Source organism: Streptomyces sporangiiformans (assembly GCF_005768555.2).
In the GTDB taxonomy this organism is placed as follows: Bacteria; Actinomycetota; Actinomycetes; order Streptomycetales; family Streptomycetaceae; genus Streptomyces; species Streptomyces sporangiiformans.
Window position 1 is genome coordinate 1 of sequence record NZ_VCHX02000326.1, and the last position, 23,188, is coordinate 23,188.

The window sequence follows — 23,188 nt, forward strand, 5'->3', positions numbered from 1 at the left end:
CCCCCAGACCCCCGTATCGGCCTGAACGGCCTCGTCCTCAAGCGCCGGACGGGCTGATTAGTGCTGGCCTGGGCTGAAATCTTCAGCCCAGGCCCTCCGGCGACTTACACCGGTCACCGCTCCGCGCGGACGGTGACTACGTCTGCGGGTCCGGGAACGCCACCGGGCTTCGGTAGCCCGAGCGGTTCACTGCCCGTACGCCGAAGAACACGTTGTCCTTCGACAGGTCCACCTCGTGCGAGGTGACGTCGCCGACCGGGATGACGTGGGTCCACTCGGGGGCCGTCGTCTCGCGCCAGACCACCTCGTAGCCCGCCAGGTCGGGCTCTGAGCCGCGGGTCCAGGTCAGGTGGGTGGCGTTCGTGAGGTCGGCGGTGCGGATTCTGGCGCCGCGGGGTGTGCCGGGGGCCTGGGCGAGGCTCCACAGGGCGGCGGCGTTGACGCGGGCCACGCGGGCCGTGAACGCGAAGTCGCAGAACTCCGGCAGGTCCCCGTACTGCTTGCCGTCCTCGACCCGTACGTCCTGGTGCTGGTGCGCGAAGTCCTCGGCCGGTTCCGTGAAACGGGCGGCGGGATAGGCGCGTTCCAGGAACGGGATGTGGTCGCCGCCGCGCCGGTAGCGGTCGCGGCGGTAGATGACGCGTACGCGCATACCGGTCGCCGCGTTGTCCGCCGTGTCCCGTACGAAGCGGGCCAGCTGGCGGGACGGGGAGTCGTTCTCGCCGCCCACCGAGCGGCGGACGGCGGCCTGTTCGGGGGTCTCCGAGGTGGGGACGCCTTCCGCGAAGAGGCGGACGGTGTACGGATCCTTCGTGCCGTCGTCCGCCGTCGAACTGCCCACGATGTCGTTGGTGAACATCCCCTGCACGTCCGCGCCGACATCCTTGTACCGCGACGCCATGTGCGCGGCCCCGTACAGCCCCTGCTCCTCCCCCGCCACCGCGGCGAACACGATCGTGGCGGCCGGGCGGCGTTTCGCCATCACACGGGCCAGCTCCATGGCGACGGCCACCCCCGACGCGTCGTCGTCCGCTCCCGGCGCGTCGGACGTGGCGTCCATGACGTCGGTGACGCGGGAGTCGTAGTGGCCGGAGACCACATAGACGCGTTCCGGAGTGACCGAGCCGCGCAGGGTCGCGACGACGTTCGTGATGCGGGTGGCCACCGGGATACGGCTCGCGGGTTCCTGGACGTACGACTGGAGTTCGGCCGTCATCCGGCCGCCGGAGGCAGCCGCGTACGACTTCATCTCCGAGAGGATCCAGTCGCGGGCCGCGCCGATGCCGCGGTCACGATCATCCTGGACGGAGAGGGTGTGACGGGTGCCGAAGGAGACGAGTTTGCGGACCGTCGCCTCGATGCGGGCCGGGTCGATCTCCCGTAACAGGGCGCGTAGTTCACCCGAGGGCGGCTGGGCCGTGGCCAGCGGGCGGGTGCCCGTTTCCGCTGCCGAGGCCGAGGCCGTGGCGCCCATCGACGCGGCCGTTGCCGTTGCCGTTGCCGTTGCGGCCAGGACGGTTCTTCTGCTGGGGCGCATGGGTCCTCCTGGGGCATGAAGCGCTGGGGCTCGAAGCAGTGAGGCGTCGTCGACTCGCCATCGTTGTGTACGCGTCATGCGGGGGCAAGGGGGCCTGAGACAGGCCGAGTTGGGCCGAGGGGCGCCGGAGGGACCGCGCGCATGCGGGGTGCTCGTGAGGGAACGGAGGCGCACCTGTAACGGTGTTGAAGCGCTTGCCACAACCCGTTGTAACGGGTGTGATACTGCCAGTACTCTCCGACTTCCCTTCAGACACGCCTTGTTGACATACGGGGGCATCATGGCGCATCCGCAGGCCGGTCCGGACGGCTTCCCGGACGACAGCCGGGCCGATGTCTTCGTGCGCGAGTTCCCCACGGCCGTGGCACCCGCGAACCGCGCCAACCTGGCCACGAAACCACCGCTGTTCATCCTCCGCGTCCCGGGCGACGGCGCCGCGTGCGCCGAGGGCACGCACCGGGTCGTGGAGGCGCTGCGCCGTTCCCTCGACGAGCACGGCAAGCTCGTGCCGTACGTGTATCTCGCCGCCGCACAGGACGACTCGCTCCTCCTCGCCGAGAGCGCGGGCCTCGGTCTGCAGGACGTGCCTCCGGAGCACATGACCCCGGACCGTTTCCCGCACTTCACCCTCCTGCGGGACCTCGTCACCTACATCCGCGAGCACCCGGACCGCTGGCCGGGCGCCCGCGCGGTGGCCCTGCGCGAGTACGCGTGCGACCAGCAACAGGCCGAAAAGCGCGGCCTGTTGGGCGCCCTTCCCAAGACGAGTCCGCCGTCCAGCGATCTGAAGGGCTGGTTCCTGGTCGTCTTCTGGCTGTGGTTCACCCGGTACGCGCCCCGCTGGCTGTGGCAGAAGCGCATGTCCCGCAAGGTGATGCGCCGTTGGCTCGCCGACGAGCCCGTCGCCGCGGGCGGCAGGAACCTGTTCCGCGTCATGGACCACGTGGCCAACGTGCAGTCCACGCGCCTGGCTCGCCCCGCCGGCGACCCGCGTCACGAGGAGGCGCTCCAGGAGCTCGACCAGCTCCTCACCCGCGCCCTCCTGGAGGACCTGCGCACGCCCAGGGTCGGCGGCCTCCTGCCCCGGCGCCGCCGCCGCACCGCACGTCCCGTCCTGCTGGTGGAGCTGCCCCCGCCCGGTACGGACGGCGCCCGCGCGGCCGAGCGTTTCGTGCGCTCCCTGCACCGGGCCCGCGCCACCGCCCAGCAGCCGGGGCCGCTCGTCGTCATCGTCGGGCAGCCGTCCACCGGCCTGCTGAACGACCTGGACAACCCGGGCGAGAGCAACTTCTCCCAGGCCGGACTGCTCCTCAGCCAGAGGGACGGCTCACCGGTCCTGGTGACCTTCACCGACAACGCGCCGCACGGCCCCGGCCTGCCCGTCCCCCAGGTCGAACCGGACTTCTTCAAGACCGACTGGCGGACCACGACCTCGTTCCTGGCGGGCGCGCTGGCGCTGGCGCTCGTCGGCACGGTGATCGGGGTGCGCACCTGGATCGCTCCCCCGGCCGACCACACCTGCGTCGGCGGCACCGAGTCCGTCGCCGAGGCCGCCCGCTCCACCGCCATCCCGGTGGACGCCAAAGGCTGGTACGACGCGGCCTCGCAGGCGATCGAAGAGCAGAACAGACGGGCCGAGGCCTACGCCCGCCAGGACCACACCGTACGGACGGTCGTCGTGTTCGTCTCCAAGAAGCCGACCACCGTGGACGAGACGCGCTTCGATGGCACCATCCCCGAACTGCGCGGCATCGCGATGTGGCAGAAGAAGCTGAACGACGACGCGGCCTCCAACAACTCGCTCGTTCCGCTGCGCGTGGACGTCCGTGCCACCGGCGAAGGATTCCGCAACGCGGAACGTGAGGCCGAGAGACTCGTCGCCGAGGTGAAGAACGAACAGGACGCCGAGGACTACAAGCGGGTCGTCGGCGTCCTCGGGTACGCGCAGAGCCGCGAGGAGACGCAGGCCGCCCTGCGGGTGCTCGGCCGGGCCCAGATCCCCACGGTCGGCACCACCGCGACCGCCGACGAGATGATGACCGGCGACGCGGGCCGCAGCTACTGGCCGTTCACCCCGAACAACTCCCGGGAGGCCGGAATCGAGGCGGACTTCGCGAGCCAGGAGAACATCGTGGCCCGACGCGGCTTTGACGACGAGTGCTCCCCCGCCGGGCACGCCGTCGTCATCGAGAGCTCGGCCGACCTCTACAGCCGCAGTCTCGCCGACCGGTTCATGGCGGACTTCCCCGGCACCGAGCGGGTCTTCAACTTCAACCAGGACAACGACTTCGAACCCGAGCCGTCCGTCCCGGCGGAGAACCTGGTCAGCGCCGACGTACTGGCCCGCAGGATCTGCCAGGCCCTGAGCCAGGAGCCGGACTCCGTCCTGTACTGGTCGGCGCGGGCGAAGGACTTCACGGCGTTCGTCAACTCCATGGACCGGGAAGGCACCTGCACCACCCACAGCCTCACGGTCCTCGGTGGCAACGAACTGACCAACGTGGCGCAGACCGGCGTCTTCAAGGACAAGCACTGGCTGCGCCTCTACTACTCCGCGCACCGGCTCCCCTCCACCGACCGGGAAGCCAGTGGGAAAACGCGCCAGTTCTTCGACGATTACGAATCCTTCGTGGAGTCCAGCACCGAGGGCACCGACCCCTGGGAGCAGGACGGCCACTCGGCGGTCTCGTACGACGCCTTCCACGTCCTGTCCCAGGCGGTGGCCGACGCCCGGCTGGCCGACGAGGAGGTCGACCGCCGGTCGGTGCTGCTCACCCTCAGCAACGGTGTCTCCTTCAACGGCGCCACCGGGTTCGTCTCCTATGCCAAGGGCGTCCACGCCCCGCCCGTGGACAAGACCCTCGTCCTGCTGCGGCAGCTCGCCGACGCGCCGGAGGCGGTGGTGGTGTGCGGGGCTTACGGGCAGGGCGAGTCGAGCCAGAAGCAGGACCCGCCGTGCCGGGGCGGAGGCGGCTCCTGACAGCCGTGGTCGTGTTCAGCTCTGCTTCGTGTACGTCAGCTCGTCGCCGTTGTTCACGTTCACCCGGCGGAGACGGCCGTCCGGGAGGACGGTCAGCTCGGTGGCCGCGCCGGGAGTGCAGGACGTGGCCGGTTCGCCGACGGTGACCTTCGACGGGCCGATACGCAGCGGGCCGGTGGTCGTCGGGGTCTCGGCGAGCTCCGCCTGGAACACGCAGTGGTACGTACCGTCGTCGGCCGGGCCGTCCGCCGTGAGGGCGAGCACCGTGTCACCCACCTCGCCCTGCTGGATGGTGAGTCGTCGGGTGTTGCGGCCCGTGTCGTTGTCGATGGACGCGGTCCAGGTGCCGATGAACTCGGTGGGGATCGCGCCGTTCTCCGGCTTCTCGTCCTCCGTGGTGGGCGGCTCGGTCGTCGGGTCCTGGGGGGTCGAGTCCGGCGTCTCGGGGGCGCCGGCGGTCGGGGACGCGGTGGTCTCGCCGCCGCCGCGGGTGTTGCCGTCGCCGCTCATCAGCGCGTAGACGGAGCCGCCCGCGCCGAGCGCGACCACCAGGGCCACCACGATCAGCGCGGCGGTGGAGCGGCCGCTTCTTCGTGGGGGTTCCTGTGGGCCGCCGGGGCCGGGGCCGTAGAGGGGGGTGGGGCCGTACGGCGGGGTGGAGCCCGGCGGGGGCGCGTACGCCCCCTGGGGCGCGCCCCAGGCAGCGGGGGGCTGCTGCGGGTAGCCGTACGCGGCGGGCTGGGGGTGCTGCTGGGCGGAGCCGTACACCGGGTGGGCCGGGGCGCCCGGTGGGGCCGTCTGCGGGGTGCCCGGCGGAGTGCCGGGCGGGGGTGTCTGCGGCGAGCCCGTGACCATCGTGGGGAGGTGGTCCAGCGGGGCACTGCCCGGCATTCCCGGCGCAGGCGGGGCGGAGTCGTCGGCGGCGGGGGCGTGTTCGGGGGACGCCCCGGGCGCGGAGGCGTGTTCGGGGGACGCCCCGGGCGCGGGGGCGTGTCCGGCGGAGGGCCCGGGGGCGGGAGCCACCACGGGGGCCACGGCGCCGGGGGTGGACGAGGCGGGCGGGGGCGGCGGAGCCCCCGGGGACGGCCGGCTCGACGGCGCCCCCGACGGGCCGCTCTCGTCCGGGTTCTCCGTGTCCAGCAACCGCACCGCGTGCCGCCCCAGTTGGGCCACCAGCATGCCCGGCAGCCAGGGGTCGCGACTGCGCCCGTCGGCGACCGTGTCCTCGGCGCCGGTGCGCTCCAGGATGTCGTCGAGGGCCGGGCGGCGGGCCGGGTCCTTGCGCAGGCAGTCCCGTACGAGGTCGGCGAGGCCCTCGGGCAGCGCCTCCAGGTTCGGTTCCTCCTGCGCGATGCGGAACATCAACGCGTGCACCCCGCTGTTGGCCGTCCCGAAGGGGAGGTCGCCGGTGGCCGCGTAGGCGAGGACCGAGCCCAGGCAGAAGACGTCGCACGCGGGTGTGATGCGGTCGCCTCGGACCTGCTCGGGGGCCATGAAGCCGGGCGAGCCGACGAGTGCGCCGGTGCGGGTGAGGCCGCCGTCGGTCACCGTCTCCAGGGCGCGGGCGATGCCGAAGTCGATGACGCGCGGGCCGTCGATCGTGACGAGCACGTTCGAGGGCTTGAGGTCGCGGTGGATGAGCCCGGCGGCGTGAATGTCCTTGAGGGCGTGGGCGAGGCCGGCCGCGAGGATGCGTACGGAACGCTCGGGAAGGGGCCCGTGGTCCTCGCCGACGACCGTCTGGAGGGACGGCCCGGCGACGTAGCCGGTGGCCACCCACGGGATCGCGGCGTCGGTGTCCGCGTCGAGCACCGGCGCCGTCCAGTACCCGCCGACCCGCCGCGCGGCCTGCACCTCCTGCCGGAAGCGCGCCCGGAACTCCTCCTGCTCGGCGAGCTCCTGCCGGATCAGCTTGACGGCGACGGTACGTCCCCGGTCGGAGCGCGCCAGATAGACGTTCCCCATGCCGCCGGCCCCCAGCCGCGCCAGCAACCGGTACGCGCCGATCCGTTGTGGCTCCCCCGGCCCCAGCTTCTCCATTGCTAGCGCCACCCTCCCCCGTGCATATGCGACAGAGCGAGGATAGTGCGGCCGTACGGAGGAGGGGGCCGGGCGGCGTCTACAACCCCGTAACAGGATGACTCTGCTCCGTGAGCGTCTCCATCACTCCGATCAGACGTTCCAACACCTGTGCGGTCTCGGCGAACCCGTCTTCGCCGAGCGCGTCCGCGAGGCGGTCGGCGAGGGCCGCGTGGCCGGGGTCGATCTTCGCGATGGCGGCGCGGCCGTCCTCGGTCGGGGTGAGCAGCTTGGCGCGGCGGTGAGCGGGGTTGGGCGCGTACTCGGCCAAACCCCGCTCGACGAGCAGATCGGCGATCCGCTGCACGCTCTGCCGGGTGATGCCCATCGCGCGGGCGACCCCGGAGACGGGCAGCGGCTCGGCGAGTACCGCTCCGAGCACCTGCCACCAGGCGGCGGTCAGCCCGGCGGGCTTGGCCAACTCGTCCGCCACGGACAGAAACTGGCCGTTGAGCCGGAAGACGCCGAGGGCGGTGCGGCTGAGCAGGTCCTGGCGCTCGCGGCTCACTGACCGGCCGCCTCGAGGACGGCGTAGGCCTCCGGGTCCGAGTCGTGGAACAGCCGGTACCAGGCGTCCAGCACCTCCCCCTCGTACACGCCCAGGAGGCGGAAGACCTCGCGGGCGAAGGCGACGGGTTCGGTGGGGCCGGCGGTGATCAGCCCACCGTCCGTCACGGCGTCGGCGTCGGCGTACCGCTCGCCGCCCTTGTAGCCGGTGGCGGCCAGATAGAAGGAGATGGCGCTGGTGTGGTTCCGGTCGTCGAGCAGGCCTTCGCGGGCCAGCCCGGCGGTGGCTCCGCAGATGGCGGCGACGGGGACGCCCGCGTCGAGGAAGGCGCGCGCCTTGCGGGCGAACGGCGCGAGGTCGTCGCCCGTGTCCCAGAGGTCGGCGCCGGTGAGGATCAGCAGGGAGCTGTCCTCGGGGCGGAGGTCGTCGAGGGCGAGGTCCGGCTGGATGCGTACGCCGCCGATGGTCTTCACGAGCTCACGATCGGGGCCCACCGTGCGGATCTCGTACCCGGCACGGGCGAGGTACGCGGTCGTGTGGCCGGTCTCCCAGTCGGCGAAGGTGTCGTAGACGGCGAGGTGTACGGGCTTGCGGGATGTCGTGCCGTTCATGGTTCCCCCTCGGGCTGACCGAATCAGATGTAAGCATGCTGTCAAATAGGCAGCATGCTGTCAACCTCGTTCGGGGCGTCAGGCTGCTCCGCCCTCACACGCGACAAACTGTCGCGTTCCCGCCCGCACCCCATACAGGACGCCGATGTCGCGTCCCCACCGTGGACTCCTACGCTCGCCCGCATGACCCCTCAGCCCAACCCCCAGGCCGGCGCCGCCGTGAAGGCCGCGGACCGTGCGCATGTGTTCCACTCCTGGTCCGCGCAGGAGCTCATCGACCCGCTCGCCGTCGCCGGCGCCGAGGGCGCGTACTTCTGGGACTACGACGGCAAGCGGTACCTGGACTTCTCCAGCGGGCTCGTCTATACGAACATCGGCTACCAGCACCCCAAGGTCGTCGCGGCGATCCAGGAGCAGGCCGCGACGCTGTCCACGTTCGCGCCCGCCTTCGCGATCGAGGCACGGTCCGAGGCCGCGCGGCTCATCGCCCGGCGGACCCCCGGCGATCTCGACAAGATCTTCTTCACCAACGGCGGGGCCGAGGCCGTCGAGAACGCCACCCGCATGGCGCGGCTCCACACCGGCCGCCCCAAGGTGCTCTCCGCCTACCGCTCCTACCACGGCGCCACCGCCACCGCGATCAACCTCACCGGCGACCCGCGCCGCTGGGCCAACGACAGCGGCGCGGCCGGTGTCGTGCACTTCTGGGCGCCGTTCCTCTACCGCTCCCCCTTCCACGCCGAGAACGAGCGGCAGGAGTGCGAGCGCGCGCTCCAGCACCTCGCCGACACGATCGCCTTCGAGGGCCCGGCCACGATCGCCGCGATCATCCTGGAGACCATCCCCGGTACGGCGGGCGTCATGGTGCCGCCGCCGGGCTATCTGGAGGGTGTGCGCGCGCTCTGCGACCAGTACGGCATCGTCTTCGTCCTGGACGAGGTCATGGCCGGCTTCGGGCGCACCGGCGAGTGGTTCGCCGCCGATCACTTCGGGGTCGTACCGGACCTGATCACCTTCGCCAAGGGCGTGAACTCCGGGTACGTGCCCCTCGGCGGCGTCGCGATCTCCGGCGCCATAGCGGAGACCTTCGCCCGCAGGCCCTACCCCGGCGGCCTCACCTACTCCGGGCACCCGCTGGCCTGCGCCGCCGCCGTCGCCACGCTCAACGTGATGGAGGAGGAGGACGTCGTCGGACAGGCGGCACGGATCGGCGAGAGCGTCCTCGGGCCCGGTCTGCGCGAGCTCGCCGCGCTCCACCCCAGCGTCGGTGAGGTGCGCGGCACCGGCGTCTTCTGGGCCCTGGAGCTCGTACGGGACAGGGAGACCCGCGAGCCCCTCGTCCCCTACAACGCCTCCGGCGAGGCGGCCGCCCCCATGGCCGCCTTCGGCGCCGCCGCCAAGAAGCGCGGCCTGTGGCCCTTCATCAACATGAACCGCACCCATGTCGTCCCCCCGTGCAACATCACCGAGTCCGAGGCCAAGGAGGGCCTGGCCGCCCTGGACGAGGCACTGTCGGTGGCCGACGAACACACGGTGTAGAACCACCGGGCGGTCGTACGCCCGCGCCCGCCCGACGAGGCGCGCGGCGCACAGGCGACGCGCCCCCGGGGGCCGGGAACCCGAACGCGTAAGGTGACGTGCTCGTAGACATGAGCGAGTACTGACCCGATCGGGGAGGACGACCCACATGCCCGGCACCGGTGGCGGCAATGGCGCCGTGACCCGCAGCACGCTGCGGCAGCAGATCGCGGACGCGCTCCGCGACGAGGTGCTGGCCGGCCGCCTCCAGCCGGGCCAGGAGTTCACGGTCAAGGAGATCGCCGAGCAGTACGGCGTCTCCGCGACCCCCGTCCGCGAGGCCCTGGTCGACCTGTCGGCCCAGGGCCTGCTGGACGCCGACCAGCACCGCGGCTTCCGCGTGCACGAGTACTCGCCTGCCGACTACCGGGGCATGATCGAGGCCCGCAGCCTGGTCACGGACGGCCTGTTCCACAGCTTCCTGGACAAGGACGCGGGTGTCGCCGGCGTCGGCCGGGCCGCCCGCGAGGTCTTCGCCGGGCGCGCCGACGACCCGCGTACCGCCGCCGCCCTCGCCGGCATCCGCCGCCGCGGCGAGGAGGCCCAGCGTGCCGCGGGCGCGGGTGACCTGAACATCCTCATCGGCTACGACCTGCGCTTCTGGCGCGAGCTCAGTCTGCTCTTCGGCAACCCGTACCTCGCCGACTTCCTGCACCGCCTGCGCGTGCAGACCTGGGTGTGCGCGGTCCAGTACCTGCGCCGGACGACGGACCTGCGCGGCCGTCTCTGGGCCGAGCACACCGCGCTCGTGGACGCCCTCGTGCGCCGCGACGCCGACGCCGCGCACGCCATCGTCACCGCGTACAACGTGCACTCCCTCGCCCTCATCGAAGGACTGGCGGCCGGATGAGCGCGGTGGACCTGTCCGTCGTGGTGCCCGCGTACAACGAGGAACGGCGGCTCGGTCCGACGCTCGAGGCGATCGTCGGCCATCTGCGGGAGAGCCAGGGCCGCCGCGGCGACTGGGAGCTGATCGTCGTCGACGACGGTTCCACCGACGGTACGCGCGACCTCGTGGCCGCCGTCACCGACCATCGCGTCAAGCTCATCACCAGCCCCCGCAACCGCGGCAAGGGCAGCGCCCTGCGTCTCGGCGTCCTCGCCTCGTACGGCCACCGCGTGCTGATCACCGACGCCGATCTGGCCGCGCCCATCGAGGAGTTGGACCACCTCGACAAGGCGCTCAGCGACGGATTCTCGGCCGCGGTCGGCTCGCGCGCCACCCCCGGCGCGACCATCGAGAACCGCCAGCACCCGCTGCGCGAACTCCTCGGCCGCACCGGCAACTTCCTCATACGCTGCGTCGCGGTGCCCGGCATCCGCGACACCCAGTGCGGCTTCAAGCTCTTCGACGGCGACCAGGCCCGCGAGGCGTTCGCCGCGTCCCGCCTCGACGGCTGGGGCATAGACGTCGAGATACTCCACTACTTCCGCCGCTCCGGCTGGCCGGTCGCGGAGGTCCCGGTGCGCTGGGCCCACCAGTCCGGCTCGAAGGTCCGGCCCCTCGACTACGGCCGGATGCTCGCCGACCTCACCCGCCTGAAAGCCCGCTCCCTGCGCCCCGCGGACATCCTGGCGGTGGGCCTGTTCCTGCTGATGGCCGTGACCCTCCACTGGGGCCGCTGGGCCGACCCGAGCAGCCGCTACCTCCCCGACTCGCTCCAGGACCAGAACCAGTGGGAGTGGTTCTTCGCGGTCACGGCCGACAACGTCGCGCACCTGAGAAACCCCCTGTTCACCGACCTCCAGGGCTTCCCCGACGGCGTGAACCTCATGGCCAACACGGTCATGCTCGGCCTGTCCGTCCCCCTCGCCCCCGTGACCTGGCTCTTCGGCCCGGCACTCACGCTGGCCCTGGTGATGACCCTGGGCCTGGCCGCGACGGCCGCCGCCTGGTACTGGCTGATCGTCAAACGTCTCGTACGCCAGCGGGGCGGGGCCTTCGTCGGCGCCGCCCTCGCCGCCTTCGCTCCGCCGATGGTCAGCCACGCCAACGCGCACCCGAACTTCGTCGTCCTGTTCATGATCCCGCTGATCATCGACCGGGCGCTGCGCCTGTGCACGGGCGCGAGGGTGGTCCAAGGCGGCGTCGTCCTCGGGCTGATGGCGGCGTACCAGATCTTCCTCGGCGAAGAGCCGCTGCTGCTCGCCGCCATGGGGATGGCGCTGTTCGCGCTCGGCTACGCGGTGGTGCGGTGGGATGTGGCCAAAGTCGCGTGGCGTCCGCTGCTGCGCGGGCTGGCGATCGGCGGCGCGGTCTGCCTGCCGCTCGTCGCCTTCCCCCTGTACTGGCAGTTCTTCGGCCCGCAGAGCTACCAGAGCGTGCTGCACGGCGACCACGCGGGCAACAGTCCGCGGGCGCTGCTCTCCTTCGCGGAACGCTCGCTGCTGGCCGGCGACAAGGAGACGGCCGACGCGCTGTCCCTGAACCCGACCGAGCAGAACGCCTTCTACGGCTGGCCGCTCTTCGCGTTCGCCTTCGCCGTCGTGGTCCGGCAGTGGGAACGGGCGGTGGTCAAGGCGCTGGCCTTCACGGCGGTCGCGGCGGCTCTGCTGTCCCTCGGGCCGAAGTTCCGTATCCCGCTGACGGACGCCGTGCTCCCGGGTCCCTGGGCGCTCCTGGCGGAGAAACCCCTCTTCGAGTCGGTGATCGAGGGCCGCGTGGCGATGGTGTGCGCGCCGGCGCTCGGGATGCTGCTGGCACTGGCGGTGGAACGGCTGGCCCTGACGCGGAACCTCGGCAACCAGTACCTCGGCTTCGTGGCCCTCATCGTCGCCCTGCTGCCGGTCGTGCCGGCGCCCCTGAGGACGGTGGACCGCGTGGAGGTTCCGCCGTTCATCGCGGACAGCACATGGAAGTCGTACCTCTCCGACGGCGAGTCCCTCGTCCCTGTGCCGCTGCCCGACCCCGGCAACGCGGAGGCGCTGCACTGGCAGACGGTGGCGGGGCTGGAGTTCAAGCTGCCGGGCGGTTACTTCAACGGCCCGTACGGCGAGGACCGCGTCGGCATCTACGGCGCCCCACCCCGCCACACCTCCAACCTTCTGCGTGACGTTCGCTACAAGGGCAAGGTCCCGGTGATCAGTGAGGAGTGGCGGGCGCAGGCCCGCCACGACTTCGCGTACTGGAAGGCGGGCATCCTCGTACTCGCCCCGCAGCACAACGACGCGCAACTGCGTGAGACGGTCGACAAGCTCGTGGGGGGCCCGGGGACGTGGGTCGGCGGGGTGTGGGTATGGGATCTGCACGACGGGGGCTGACCGGGCTTGGCACCCATTACGCTGCTTTGACCACCGTGCTACGCGAGGAGTGCTCTGTTGGCCTGTGACCTGTGGCTTGTCCCACTCGTCGACGTGTTGTGCCACACCCCCGACAACCCCTTCGCCGAGGAACTCGCGCTCTACGACAAGGTCCTGAGCGAGGCCGGACTTCCACCGGTTCCGGTGTACGCGTACATGCCGGGGCTGTCCGGCGACGTGGCCCCGGTCGCTGGTTTCGACTACGACGCGCTGCATTTCCTGCGCCGCGCCTACCTTCTCCAGGTCTGCCAACTGGCGGTGACCCCGGTGGACGAACTGGGCGGTGACTACGAGCAGTTGCTGGAGATGTTCGAGGCGACGGCCCAGCAGTCGCACCTGGTCTGGCACTACGACCACGCGGGCGCGTATGTGCCGGTCGACTTCCCCCACCCGCTCTCGAACGACGAACTGCTGGCGGGCGGCGGGCCCTTGGGCTCCTCCCAGACGCTGTTGCGCGAGCTGGAGTTCGTGGCCCCGTCGATCGGCATCGACCCCGCGAACCCTCCCCTGCCGCCCGAACCCCCCGTGGCGCCCACGGAGTTGGAGGAACCGGCCGCACCCGCGCCCTTCGACGCGAGCCCCTTCGCCCGCGAGCGGCACGTCTGGCTGGGCCTGCACGCGGCGGCGACGCGCAGCCTCGCTCAGGGGTCGATGATCGTCTTCAGCTGACGGGGGGACTTGCCCGGCGTACTGCTATCCGAGCGCCGACAACCCCTTCTGCAGGTCGTCGAGGTCCATGACCGGCGATACCTCGACCTTGGCACCGAGCTGCGTGAAGAAGGGCTCGGCGAGGGGCGGCAGTTCCGAGCTGTCCTGCATGTCGAAGACGAACACGCAGGAACGCCGCCCCTCGTCGGGCATGAAGTAGGCGGCCTCCGGCTTGATCCTGTCCATGGTCGCCTTGATCAACTCCGGCAGCTGGCCGCCCTTGATGGCCTCGCTCGACTTCTCGGTGTCCAGGGTCGCCTTGAGCATGACGCGCATCGCACTCACCTCTCGCCGGGGGTTCGAGATGTCAACTTCACACCTTTTTGCCAAGTATGCGCTGCGAGGGAGGGTGGGGCATGTGGAGAACGTGAGCACACTCTGGTGAACGGGCGGATACCCTGCGTGGTGAACTGGCGTCGCGACCTGAGGGAAAGCATCGTGGTGTCGCCGTGGCCGCCGGGGTACTACACCCTCGTCATGGAGCGGATCTGCGACCAACTGCGCCCGCACTTGCCCAAGGACCACCGCATCACCAGCAGCCCCTTGTTGTACGTGTTTCATGAAGCCGAGCGCGCCCATGGCCCCGACATCCACGCCACCCACCGGCGCACCTGGGAGACCACGAGCAACCGCATGGACGGGCAGAGCCTCTCCTTCGTCGCCGAGCTGACCCAGCCCTCCACTCGGGACGACGACATGACCAGCAGGGTAACGACGTACGGATCGGCGGGCGTGCCGGTCTACCCCGTTCAACTGCACGCTCGACACGGACGGGTTCCAGGCCCCGGGAGAAGCCGAAGACAAAAAGGGCTGACCCGCGAAACCCCAGAGGGGCGCCCCACCGGGCGCCCCTCACACGTGCACGGACTCAGATGAACGAGTTGATCTCGATCGTCTCGTCGCGGCCCGGGCCGACGCCGATCGCTGAGATCGGCGCCCCCGACAGCTCCTCCAGCGCCTTGACGTAGTCCTGGGCGTTCTTGGGGAGGTCGGCGAAAGTCTTCGCCTTGGTGATGTCCTCGGACCAGCCCGGGAGCATCTCGTAGACGGGCTTCGCGTGGTGGAAGTCGGTCTGCGAGTACGGGAGTTCCTCGACGCGCGTGCCGTCGATCTCGTACGCCACGCAGACCGGGATCTGCTCCCAGCCGGTCAGGACGTCGAGCTTGGTGAGGAAGAAGTCGGTCAGGCCGTTCACGCGGGTCGCGTAGCGGGCGATGACCGCGTCGAACCAGCCGCAGCGGCGATCGCGGCCCGTCGTCACGCCACGCTCGCCGCCGATGCGGCGCAGCGCCTCGCCGTCCTCGTCGAAGAGCTCGGTCGGGAACGGGCCGGCGCCGACGCGGGTCGTGTAGGCCTTCAGGATGCCGATGACCCGGCTGATCTTCGTCGGGCCCACGCCCGCGCCCGTGCAGGCGCCGCCCGCGGTCGGGTTCGACGACGTCACGAAGGGGTATGTGCCGTGGTCGATGTCGAGCAGCGTGCCCTGGCCGCCTTCGAAGAGGACGACCTTGTTGTCTTCGAGGGCCTGGTTGAGGACCAGAACGGTGTCGGCGACGTACGGCCTGATCTGCTCCGCGTAGCCCAGCAGTTCCTCGACGACCTGGTCCGCGGCGATCGCGCGGCGGTTGTACAGCTTGGTCAGGATCTGGTTCTTGGCGTCGAGGGCCGCCTCGACCTTCTGGGCCAGGATCGACTCGTCGTACAGGTCCTGGACGCGGATGCCCACACGGTTGATCTTGTCCGCGTACGTCGGCCCGATGCCGCGGCCGGTCGTGCCGATCTTCCTCTTCCCGAGGAACCGTTCCGTCACCTTGTCGACGGTGACGTTGTACGGCGTGATGATGTGCGCGTTACCGCTGATCAGCAGCTTCGACGTGTCGATGCCGCGCTCGTTCAGACCGCTCAGCTCGGAGAGCAGGACCGACGGGTCGACGACGACACCGTTACCGATGACCGGTGTGCAGTCAGGCGAGAGGATTCCGGAAGGGAGGAGGTGGAGGGCGTACTTCTGATCGCCCACGACCACCGTGTGGCCGGCGTTGTTGCCGCCCTGGTAGCGCACCACGTAGTCCACGGATCCACCGAGCAGGTCGGTGGCCTTTCCCTTGCCTTCGTCACCCCACTGAGCACCGAGCAGCACAAGTGCGGGCACAGGCGTACACCCCTTCCGGGTGGGGCATGTCCAAGGTCAGGGGAGTACGTGGCACAGCGTGTGCCTCGTACACCGGCGACCTTCGTTGGCCGCGACCCGTCGGACCGGATGCCCCGGAATAGACGAAGCCCCTGGCGCAATAGCGCAAGGGGCTCTTGCACAAAGATGCTACCCGAGGAAGCGAGGCATGACCGAGGTGGCGGTTTCCGACCAGCTCCTGTTGGTCATCGACCCGGTCGCCCGTCGCAAAGACGGTGAGTCCGTACGGATCGCGAAAGACGTGCTCAGCGGGGGTGCGACCACGAAAGTGTGCCTCCCCGACGGGCCCGAGGAATTCGCCCGGGCACTGGCCCGGCGCGGGTCCCGGAGACCGGTCGTCGTGGGCGACGACCGGACCTTGCTGCGCGCTGTGTCCGTTTTGCACCGTCGCCGGGAGCTGGCTGGATGTGCACTGTCGGTCGTGCCGGTGGGCACTGCGGTGTCGCTCGCGCGGTCGCTGGGGGTGCCCACGGGGGCGGTGGCGGCCGCACGGGCCGTTCTCGACGGGGCTGAGCGGTGGATGGACATGCTGGTGGACGACAGTGACGGGGTCGTCCTGGGGGATCTGCGGATTCCTCCGGTGGGCCATCAGGATTCCGAGGACGCCGCCGAGGAGTCCTCGCATCCCTGGCTGCGGACGTGCACGTCCTTCGTCCGGACGCTGGCCGCGCGGCCCGCTCGGGCGGCACCGGGGCTCGGGGCTGCTCCCGGGCCGGCGCGGCTGCGGGTCGAGGTGGACGGGGTGACGCTCGTGGATCTCGACCGGCCGGTGGAGGCGGTGTCGGTCACGCCAGGGGGCCCGGGGGGCCTGGGGAGTCCGGGAGGCTGGACGGGTTCGGCGGGTTCGGGAAGTGGCGGGTCCGGAGGCGCGCGGGTCGAGGTCCGGCCCGCCTCGGTGGGTGCGGAGGCGGCGCCGATGGAGGCGGTCGCCCGGACCATCACCGTGTCGGGCGCGCATTTCCGCTATCGCGCGGACGAGGTGGTCAGCGGGCCGGTGCTCACGCGGACCTGGACGGTCCGGGAGGGGGCCTGGGGGCTCATGTTGCCGGCGTGAAAGCCCCGCTCAGTCGTCTTCGAAAAGCTGCTCCCGGTGGACGCGCCAGCGCTCCAGCATGTCGTTGAGCTCCACCTGGATGAACTCGAAGAAGGCGAGGGTCTCGGCAAGGCGGCGGCCGGCCGGACTGGTGGACCCCAGGCTGTCGACGCCCTCGCGGAGGGCGTCCTCCCAGCGCTTGAGCAGGGAGTCACGGTTGGCGAGCGCCTCGTACCACTGATTGTTGTGCACGCGGTACCGCTCGCGGCGCGATCCTGGTTCGCGCTCACGCGTGACCATGTGCTGCTGCGCGAGATAGCGGACCGCGCCGGAGACGGCCGCCGGGCTGATCCGGAGCTGCTCGCCGAGTTCGGCCGAGGTCATGACGCCGGAGTCGGAGGCGAGCAGCGCCCCGAAGACCCGAGCGGGCATCCGCTGCATCCCGGCTTCCACCAGCTGCGCCGCGAAGCGCTCCACGAAGCGCGAGACCGCCTCCTCGTCACGCGCCGCCTTGCTCAGTTCCGTCATCCCTCGATCATCTCCCCTGGGCCCGCGCCCACCACCACATGGCCGAGTTTATACGCTTCCTTAACTTCACAAATTTCTGAAAGAAGCGTACGTTCGGAATCATGACGAAGGCAATCACCGTCTCCGGACTGCACAAGTCGTTCGGCAAGACGCATGCGCTGGACGGCCTCGACCTGGACGTCGAGACCGGTGAGGTCCACGGCTTCCTCGGCCCGAACGGCGCCGGGAAGTCCACCACCATCCGGGTCCTGCTGGGCCTGCTGCGCGCGGACGCCGGCGCCACGCAGGTACTCGGCCGGGACCCGTGGGCCGACGCGGTGGAGTTGCACCGCCGGGTCGCGTACGTCCCCGGCGACGTGACGCTGTGGCGGAACCTGTCCGGCGGCGAGGTCATCGACCTGTTCGGGCGGCTGCGCGGAGGCCTCGACAAGGCGCGGCGGGCCGATCTGATCGAGCGGTTCGAACTCGACCCGACGAAGAAGGGGCGCACGTACTCCAAGGGCAACCGCCAGAAGGTGGCCCTCGTCGCCGCCTTCGCCTCGGACGTCGATCTGCTGATCCTGGACGAACCGACCTCCGGCCTCGACCCGCTGATGGAGGAGGTCTTCCAGAGCTGCGTGCAGGAAGAGCGCGAACGCGGCAGGACGGTCCTGCTGTCCTCGCACATCCTCAGCGAGGTCGAGGAGCTCTGCGACCGCGTGAGCATCATCCGCAAGGGCGCCACCGTCGAGAGCGGATCGCTCGCCGACCTGCGCCATCTGACCCGTACGAGCGTCACCGCCGAACTCGCGGGCCCGCCCAACGGCCTCTCGCGCCTGCCCGGCGTTCACGACCTCGACATCCAGCACATGGGGACGGGGCAGGGCAGCCGCGTGAAGCTCCAGGTCGAGTCCGACCGGCTGGACGCGGTGCTGAAGTCCCTGACCGGCTCGGGCGTACGGTCGCTGACCTCGACACCGCCGACGCTGGAGGAACTGTTCCTGAGGCACTACCAGGACGACGGGGACGACCCAGCCGACACCCGCGACGCAAGCGGCGCACATGGCGAACGTGGCGCACGCGGCACAGGACGCTCCGGCTCCGGAAGCAGCACGGACGAGGCGGTGTCACGATGACCGCGCTGACGTCGGATACGCGGTTCGCCCCACGGCCGGCCGGCAGGTCACGTCAGCTCGCGGGCACGGGCGCCCTGTTGAGGCTCGCGCTGCGCCGCGACCGGGTGATGATCCCGCTGTGGGTGGCGGTCATCGCCCTGATGGTGCTCTCCATGCCCGGCTCGCTGGAGAGCGTGTACTCCACCGCCGCCGAACGCGCCGACGTGGCCCGACAGATGCTGACCAACAGCTCGCTGCGCGCCACGTACGGGCCGGTGTTCAGCGACTCGCTCGGCGGCCTGGTGGCCTGGCGCATCGGCGTGTTCGCCGGGCTGTTCGCCGGGATCATGAGCCTGCTCATCGTCGTGCGGCACACCCGGGACGAGGAGGAGAGCGGACGGCAGGAGATGGTCTCGTCGGCGATGGTGGGGCGGCGGGCCCCGCTGACCGCGGCGCTGCTGGCGGCGTTCGTGGCGAACGCGGCGCTCGCGCTGCTCATCGCGGGCGGCCTCGCGGGGCAGGGCGCCTCGGGCGCGCTGGCGCTCGGGCTCGGCACGGCCGGTGTCGGCATGGTCTTCGCGACCATGGCGGCGATCGTCGCGCAGCTCACGGAGAGCGCGCGGCTCGCGAAGGGACTGACGGGCGGGGTGCTGGGCGCGGCGTTCGTGCTGCGCGCGGCCGGGGACTCGGCCTCGGACGACGGTTCGTCCATGCTGACCTGGCTGTCGCCGATCGGCTGGCTGGAGAACCTGCGGGCCTTCGCCGGCGAACGCTGGTGGGTGCTCGCGCTGTTCGTGGCGGCCGTCGCGATCCAGGGCCTGGCCGCGTACGAGCTGGCCGGCCGCCGGGATGTCGGCATGAGCTTCCTGCCGACCCGGCCGGGCCCCGCCGTCGGCCGCCTCGGTACGGCGGACGCGCTGGCCTGGCGGCTGCAGCGGGGCAGTGTGCTCGGCTGGAGTCTCGGGTTCCTCGCCTCCGGGGCGGCCTTCGGCTCGATCACCAAGGGGGCGACGGATCTCGTCGGCGACAACGACCGGACACGCGAGATCATCGAGCGGATGGGCGGCCAGTCCGGGATCACGGACGCGTTCCTCGCCACGATGGTCGGCATGCTGGGCATGGTCGCCGCGCTCTACATCGTCCAGTCCGTGCTGCGGCTGCACGGCGAGGAGACCTCGCAGCGGGCCGAGCCGGTGCTCGCCAACGCGGTGGGCCGGCTGCGCTGGGCGGCCGGGCATCTGGGCATCGCCTTCGGCGGAGCCGCGCTGATCATGCTGCTCGGCGGGCTCGGGCTCGCCGTCGGCTACGGCCAGGACCTCGGCCCCATCCTGGGCGCGTCCCTGGTCCAGGTCCCCGCGATCTGGGCGATCGGCGGCCTCGCGGTACTGCTGCACGGCGCGTCGCCACACCTGGCGCTGGGGGCGTGGGGCGTGGCGGGTGCCGTGCTGCTCATCGGCTGGATCGGCCCCGCGCTCGATCTGCCCGAGACCGTGCTGGACCTCTCCCCCTTCGGCCACCTTCCGAAGCTGCCGGGCGGCGAGATGGCCTGGACACCGGTCCTGGTCCTCACGGCGATCGCCGCCGCACTGGTCGCCGGGGGCCTCGCGGCCCTGCGACGGCGTGACATGACCACCTGACTGCGGTCCTGAACCGGTGAGCAAGTGAGCCTGTGGGCTGTGGGCTCTGACGCCGCCGGGCCGCGGACGGCGTCAGAGCTCCACGAGCAGCTCCTTCAGCCCGCGGATGACGAAGTTCGGCTTGCGCTCCGGCTCGGCGGCCAGTCGGAGGTCCGGGGCCCGGTCGAGCAACGCGCCCAGGGACGCGGCCAGTTCGATACGGGCCAGGGGTGCGCCGATGCAGTAGTGGATGCCGGCGCTGAACGAGATATGGGGATTCTCCGGACGGGCGAGGTCGAGCCGCTCGGGCCGGGCGAAGACCGCCGGGTCGTGGTTGGCGGAGCCGAAGAGCAGAGCCACCTCGCTGCCCCGCGGGATCACCGTGCCGTCGATCTCGATCTCGTCCAGCACCCACCGCTCGAAGAGCTGGAGGGGTGTGTCGTACCGCATCAGTTCTTCCACAGCTGTGGACAACAGTCCGCGGTCGGAGCGGAGCGCCGCCAGCTGGCCGGGGTTGCGGAACAGCGCCCACCAGCCGTTGACCGTGGCGTTCACCGTCGCCTCGTGGCCCGCGTTGAGCAGCAGCACGCACGTGGAGATCATCTCCTGCTCACTGAGGCGATCCCCCTCGTCGTACGCGGCGATCAGCGCCGAGATGAGGTCGTCGCCCGGCTCCTTGCGCCGGGCCGCGATCAACTCCCGCAGATACTCGGTGAACTCCACCGACGCCCGGACCGCCCTCGCCGCTGTCTCCTCCGAAGGATTCAGCTCGTACATGCCGCAGATGTCCGCCGACCACGGGCGCAGCGGCGCCCGGTCGGATTCCGGGATGCCCAGCATTTCGGCGATCACCGCGACGGGCAGCGGCTCGGCGACCACCGTCAGCAGATCGCCGCCACAGTCCGCGACGAGGCCCGCGACCAGCTCGTTCGCCAGCTTGTGGACGTACGGGCGCAGGCCCTCGACGGTGCGCGGGGTGAACGCCTTGGAGACCAGGCGCCGGATGCGCGTGTGGTCCGGCGGCTCCAGGTCGAGCATGCCGTGGTCGTTGAGCACATGGAACGGCTCGTGCTCGGCCGGCGGCGCCGTACGCCCGAAGTCCTCGTGCGTGAACCGGTGCTGATACGTCCGCCCCAGCCGCCGGTCACGCAGCAGCGCCGACACGTCCGCGTGGTGCGGCACCAGCCACTGGTCGCTGGGCTCGTAGTAGTGCACACGGCCCCGGTCACGCAGCTCGGTGTAGGCGGGGTAGGGATCGGCGACGAACGCGGGATCCCAGGGGTCGAAGGCGAGGTCGGAACGGGCAGCCATGCCCGGACGCTAACCTGCCGCGCCACCACCCGCCAGAGCCTCCGGCCACCATTCGCGAGAGCCTCCGGCCACCGCCTGCCGGTCTGGCCGGAGCGGCAGGCCTCTCACCCCGGGGTGACCAGCCTCGCCTCGTACGCGAACACCGCCGCCTGCGTGCGGTCCCGCAGGCCCAGCTTCACCAGGACGCGGCTCACATGTGTCTTGATCGTCGACTCGGCGACCACGAGCCGCTCGGCGATCTCCGCGTTGGACAGTCCCTGCGCGATGAGCACCAGCACCTCCGTCTCCCGGTCGGTCAGATCGCCGTACGCCGCCCGAGCGGTGGCCGACAGGCGCGGTTCGTCCGACAGCTTCGAGAACTCCGTGATCAGCCGCTTGGTGACGGAGGGCGCGAGCAGCGCCTCGCCGGCCGCCACCACCCGCACCCCGTCCGCGAGTTGACGAGCGGAGGCGTCCTTCAGGAGGAAGCCCGACGCCCCGGCGCGCAACGCCTGATACACGTACTCGTCGAGGTCGAACGTGGTCAGCACCAGCACCTTGGCGCCGCCGTCCGCGGCGACGATCTCGCGGGTCGCCTCGATACCGTTGAGTTCGGGCATACGGATGTCCATCAGCACCACGTCGGGGGAGAGCTCCCGCACCCGCTCCACCGCGTCGCGCCCGTTGACCGCCTCTCCGACGACCTCGATGTCCGGCATCGCGCCGAGCAGCACCGAGAACCCTTCGCGGACCATCATCTGGTCGTCGGCGATCAGCACCCGGATGGTCATGCCGAGTCCTCCGTGGCGGACGCGGGCACCGGCAGGAAGACCGCCACCTCGTATCCCCCGTCGTCCGTCGCGCCCGCCGTCATCTCGCCGTTCAGCATCGACACCCGCTCCCGCATCCCCGTGACGCCGTGCCCCGCCCCGGGTGACGGCTTGACCAGCCCGGTCGCCGGACCGTTCACGATCCGCAGCCCCAGACCACCCAGCACATAGCCGATCTCGACGCGGGCCGAGGCGCCCGGCGCGTGCCGCAGGCTGTTGCTGAGCGCCTCCTGGACTATTCGGTACGCGGACAGTTCTATGCCCTGCGGGAGTTCGCGCACGGCTCCGGTGACCACCTTCTCGACGGTCAGGCCCGCGTTGCGCACATTGGTCAGCAGCCCGTCCAGGTCGGTGAGGGTCGGCTGCGGGGCCTCGGGCGCCTCGTAGTCCTCCGCGCGGACGACGCCGAGAACCCGGCGCAGCTCGGAGAGCGCGATCACCGCGTTCTCCCGTATGACCGCGAACGCGTGCTCCAGTTCCGGCGGGGGGTTCTCCACGCGGTACGGCGCGGCCTCGGCCTGGATCGCGACCACCGACATGTGGTGGGCGACCACGTCGTGCAGCTCACGGGCGATGGTGGTGCGCTCTTCGAGGAGGGTGCGCTTGGAGCGCTCATGTGCCGTGACGGTCTGCTGGGCGGTGACCTCCTGCTCGGCCGTGCGACGTATGTGCAGGACTGCGACGAACAGCAGGATCAGTGCGGAGCTCAGCAGCATCGTCGGGCTGTTGGTGCCGTAATGGCCGGACCCGAAGACGGCCTCGGCGAGAATCCCGTAGACCGCCGTCAGCGCCCACATCCAGGCGGCGGTACGGGGCCGTGTGCGGATCGCCACGACCGTGAGGACGACCAGGTGCGTCGCGAAGGCCCCGGGCAGCCACGGCCAGTTCCCCCAGGTGGTGCCGATCACCGCGGTGACCGGTGTCACCGCGAACGAGGCCCAGAAGGCGCCGACCGGCCTGACGAGGGTCAGCAGGATCGCGGCCAACGAGAGGATGCCGGTGACCATCCCCCCGAAATCCCCAGCTTCGTTCGTGGCGTCCGCGAAGAGCATCACCCAGACGCCGATCGCCGCCACCACGGCGTGCGGGGCCCATACCGCGTACTCCCGCAGGCGTCCCGGCAGCCGCCGGCTGATCGGGCCGTCCACACGCATGCGCGGCAGCGGGCGGTAGGCGAACGCATCGTGGAACAGGTCCTGCCGCAGCCCGCGCAGGGCGTCCTGGGCCAGCCGGTACTCAGGGCTGTGCGGCTTGTCTCCGCCCTGCGGGGGCGTCGTCTGCGTCTGGGGCGTCTCGGTCACGTTC

The 23,188-nt window shown here is 71.0% G+C and carries 19 protein-coding genes; 9 read left to right on the top strand and 10 right to left on the bottom strand.

The window, feature by feature from the left end; all coding sequences use genetic code 11:
* Positions 1-136: 136 nt before the first annotated feature.
* Positions 137-1,537 (bottom strand): M20/M25/M40 family metallo-hydrolase, encoded by a 1,401-nt coding sequence (locus FGD71_RS41005; protein ID WP_119105660.1) that lies wholly within the window; start codon positions 1,535-1,537, stop codon positions 137-139.
* A 280-nt stretch (positions 1,538-1,817) separates the two neighbouring features.
* Between FGD71_RS41005 and FGD71_RS41010 the strand changes: the two genes are divergently transcribed.
* A complete protein-coding gene (locus tag FGD71_RS41010; protein ID WP_119105661.1) occupies positions 1,818-4,517 on the top strand; it encodes a type 1 periplasmic-binding domain-containing protein in 2,700 nt (899 codons plus the stop codon).
* 15 nt (positions 4,518-4,532) lie between these two features.
* On the opposite strand, the gene FGD71_RS41015 is transcribed toward FGD71_RS41010, so the two are convergent.
* From FGD71_RS41015 to FGD71_RS41025, 3 genes are all read right to left on the bottom strand, one after another.
* Positions 4,533-6,557 carry a serine/threonine-protein kinase gene (locus FGD71_RS41015; protein ID WP_119105662.1) on the bottom strand — a complete coding sequence of 675 codons (2,025 nt, stop codon included), beginning with the start codon at positions 6,555-6,557 and terminating at the stop codon, positions 4,533-4,535.
* Between the two features lie 79 nt (positions 6,558-6,636).
* The gene (locus FGD71_RS41020; protein ID WP_119105663.1) at positions 6,637-7,104 is read right to left on the bottom strand and encodes a MarR family winged helix-turn-helix transcriptional regulator; all 468 of its coding nucleotides are present in this window, start codon (positions 7,102-7,104) and stop codon (positions 6,637-6,639) included.
* Entirely contained in the window at positions 7,101-7,715 is a 615-nt protein-coding gene (locus tag FGD71_RS41025) for a type 1 glutamine amidotransferase family protein (protein ID WP_119105664.1), read from the bottom strand. The genes FGD71_RS41020 and FGD71_RS41025 overlap by 4 nt, the downstream gene beginning before the upstream one ends.
* Positions 7,716-7,898: 183 nt before the next feature.
* On the opposite strand from FGD71_RS41025, the gene FGD71_RS41030 reads away from it, so the two are divergent.
* The 4 genes from FGD71_RS41030 to FGD71_RS41045 all read left to right on the top strand — a co-directional run bounded on the left by FGD71_RS41030 (position 7,899) and on the right by FGD71_RS41045 (position 13,262).
* Complete coding sequence (locus FGD71_RS41030; RefSeq protein WP_119105665.1) at positions 7,899-9,254, top strand: aspartate aminotransferase family protein; 1,356 nt, start codon at positions 7,899-7,901, stop codon at positions 9,252-9,254.
* 148 nt (positions 9,255-9,402) lie between these two features.
* On the top strand, positions 9,403-10,143 hold the full coding sequence (locus FGD71_RS41035; RefSeq protein ID WP_119105666.1) for a GntR family transcriptional regulator: 741 nt from the start codon (positions 9,403-9,405) through the stop codon (positions 10,141-10,143).
* Positions 10,140-12,554, top strand: coding sequence for a dolichyl-phosphate beta-glucosyltransferase (locus FGD71_RS41040; RefSeq protein ID WP_119105667.1), 2,415 nt, complete (start codon positions 10,140-10,142; stop codon positions 12,552-12,554). Before FGD71_RS41035 ends, FGD71_RS41040 begins: the two co-directional genes overlap by 4 nt.
* 57 nt (positions 12,555-12,611) lie before the next feature.
* Entirely contained in the window at positions 12,612-13,262 is a 651-nt protein-coding gene (locus FGD71_RS41045) for a hypothetical protein (RefSeq protein WP_119105668.1), read from the top strand.
* 24 nt (positions 13,263-13,286) lie between these two features.
* Here FGD71_RS41045 and FGD71_RS41050 read toward each other — a convergent pair whose 3' ends face one another.
* Positions 13,287-13,577 (bottom strand): DUF3303 family protein, encoded by a 291-nt coding sequence (locus FGD71_RS41050; protein ID WP_119105669.1) that lies wholly within the window; start codon positions 13,575-13,577, stop codon positions 13,287-13,289.
* Positions 13,578-13,703: 126 nt separating this feature from the next.
* On the opposite strand from FGD71_RS41050, the gene FGD71_RS41055 reads away from it, so the two are divergent.
* Positions 13,704-14,177 (top strand): Uma2 family endonuclease, encoded by a 474-nt coding sequence (locus tag FGD71_RS41055; RefSeq protein WP_338120108.1) that lies wholly within the window; start codon positions 13,704-13,706, stop codon positions 14,175-14,177.
* Here the strand turns inward: FGD71_RS41055 and FGD71_RS41060 are convergent.
* The gene (locus FGD71_RS41060) at positions 14,170-15,453 is read right to left on the bottom strand and encodes an adenylosuccinate synthase (RefSeq protein ID WP_119105670.1); all 1,284 of its coding nucleotides are present in this window, start codon (positions 15,451-15,453) and stop codon (positions 14,170-14,172) included. The genes FGD71_RS41055 and FGD71_RS41060 overlap by 8 nt on opposite strands.
* Positions 15,454-15,640: 187 nt before the next feature.
* On the opposite strand from FGD71_RS41060, the gene FGD71_RS41065 reads away from it, so the two are divergent.
* Positions 15,641-16,546, top strand: coding sequence for a diacylglycerol kinase family protein (locus tag FGD71_RS41065; protein ID WP_119105671.1), 906 nt, complete (start codon positions 15,641-15,643; stop codon positions 16,544-16,546).
* Positions 16,547-16,555: 9 nt separating this feature from the next.
* Here the strand turns inward: FGD71_RS41065 and FGD71_RS41070 are convergent, their stop codons facing one another.
* Positions 16,556-17,053: a GbsR/MarR family transcriptional regulator gene (locus FGD71_RS41070; RefSeq protein ID WP_119105672.1), complete on the bottom strand. Its 498-nt coding sequence runs from the start codon at positions 17,051-17,053 to the stop codon at positions 16,556-16,558.
* A gap of 101 nt (positions 17,054-17,154) precedes the next feature.
* On the opposite strand from FGD71_RS41070, the gene FGD71_RS41075 reads away from it, so the two are divergent.
* Together FGD71_RS41075 and FGD71_RS41080 are read left to right on the top strand one after the other, a co-directional pair.
* The gene (locus FGD71_RS41075; protein WP_119105673.1) at positions 17,155-18,168 is read left to right on the top strand and encodes an ABC transporter ATP-binding protein; all 1,014 of its coding nucleotides are present in this window, start codon (positions 17,155-17,157) and stop codon (positions 18,166-18,168) included.
* Positions 18,165-19,784: an ABC transporter permease gene (locus tag FGD71_RS41080; protein ID WP_119105674.1), complete on the top strand. Its 1,620-nt coding sequence runs from the start codon at positions 18,165-18,167 to the stop codon at positions 19,782-19,784. The genes FGD71_RS41075 and FGD71_RS41080 overlap by 4 nt, the downstream gene beginning before the upstream one ends.
* 72 nt (positions 19,785-19,856) lie before the next feature.
* Here the strand turns inward: FGD71_RS41080 and FGD71_RS41085 are convergent, their stop codons facing one another.
* The 3 genes from FGD71_RS41085 to FGD71_RS41095 form a co-directional block, all read right to left on the bottom strand.
* Complete coding sequence (locus FGD71_RS41085) at positions 19,857-21,074, bottom strand: cytochrome P450 (protein ID WP_119105675.1); 1,218 nt, start codon at positions 21,072-21,074, stop codon at positions 19,857-19,859.
* Positions 21,075-21,178: 104 nt separating this feature from the next.
* Entirely contained in the window at positions 21,179-21,844 is a 666-nt protein-coding gene (locus FGD71_RS41090; RefSeq protein WP_119105676.1) for a response regulator, read from the bottom strand.
* Positions 21,841-23,184 carry a sensor histidine kinase gene (locus tag FGD71_RS41095; protein ID WP_119105680.1) on the bottom strand — a complete coding sequence of 448 codons (1,344 nt, stop codon included), beginning with the start codon at positions 23,182-23,184 and terminating at the stop codon, positions 21,841-21,843. The genes FGD71_RS41090 and FGD71_RS41095 overlap by 4 nt, the downstream gene beginning before the upstream one ends.
* Positions 23,185-23,188: the final 4 nt, after the last annotated feature.

Coding starts and splice junctions, on each gene's coding strand:
- FGD71_RS41005 (WP_119105660.1), bottom strand. CDS start 1,537: ATGCGCCCCAGCAGAAGAACCGTCCTGGCCGCAACGGCAACGGCAACG.
- FGD71_RS41010 (WP_119105661.1), top strand. CDS start 1,818: ATGGCGCATCCGCAGGCCGGTCCGGACGGCTTCCCGGACGACAGCCGG.
- FGD71_RS41015 (WP_119105662.1), bottom strand. CDS start 6,557: ATGGAGAAGCTGGGGCCGGGGGAGCCACAACGGATCGGCGCGTACCGG.
- FGD71_RS41025 (WP_119105664.1), bottom strand. CDS start 7,715: ATGAACGGCACGACATCCCGCAAGCCCGTACACCTCGCCGTCTACGAC.
- FGD71_RS41030 (WP_119105665.1), top strand. CDS start 7,899: ATGACCCCTCAGCCCAACCCCCAGGCCGGCGCCGCCGTGAAGGCCGCG.
- FGD71_RS41035 (WP_119105666.1), top strand. CDS start 9,403: ATGCCCGGCACCGGTGGCGGCAATGGCGCCGTGACCCGCAGCACGCTG.
- FGD71_RS41040 (WP_119105667.1), top strand. CDS start 10,140: ATGAGCGCGGTGGACCTGTCCGTCGTGGTGCCCGCGTACAACGAGGAA.
- FGD71_RS41050 (WP_119105669.1), bottom strand. CDS start 13,577: ATGCGCGTCATGCTCAAGGCGACCCTGGACACCGAGAAGTCGAGCGAG.
- FGD71_RS41065 (WP_119105671.1), top strand. CDS start 15,641: ATGACCGAGGTGGCGGTTTCCGACCAGCTCCTGTTGGTCATCGACCCG.
- FGD71_RS41070 (WP_119105672.1), bottom strand. CDS start 17,053: ATGACGGAACTGAGCAAGGCGGCGCGTGACGAGGAGGCGGTCTCGCGC.
- FGD71_RS41075 (WP_119105673.1), top strand. CDS start 17,155: ATGACGAAGGCAATCACCGTCTCCGGACTGCACAAGTCGTTCGGCAAG.
- FGD71_RS41080 (WP_119105674.1), top strand. CDS start 18,165: ATGACCGCGCTGACGTCGGATACGCGGTTCGCCCCACGGCCGGCCGGC.
- FGD71_RS41085 (WP_119105675.1), bottom strand. CDS start 21,074: ATGGCTGCCCGTTCCGACCTCGCCTTCGACCCCTGGGATCCCGCGTTC.
- FGD71_RS41090 (WP_119105676.1), bottom strand. CDS start 21,844: ATGACCATCCGGGTGCTGATCGCCGACGACCAGATGATGGTCCGCGAA.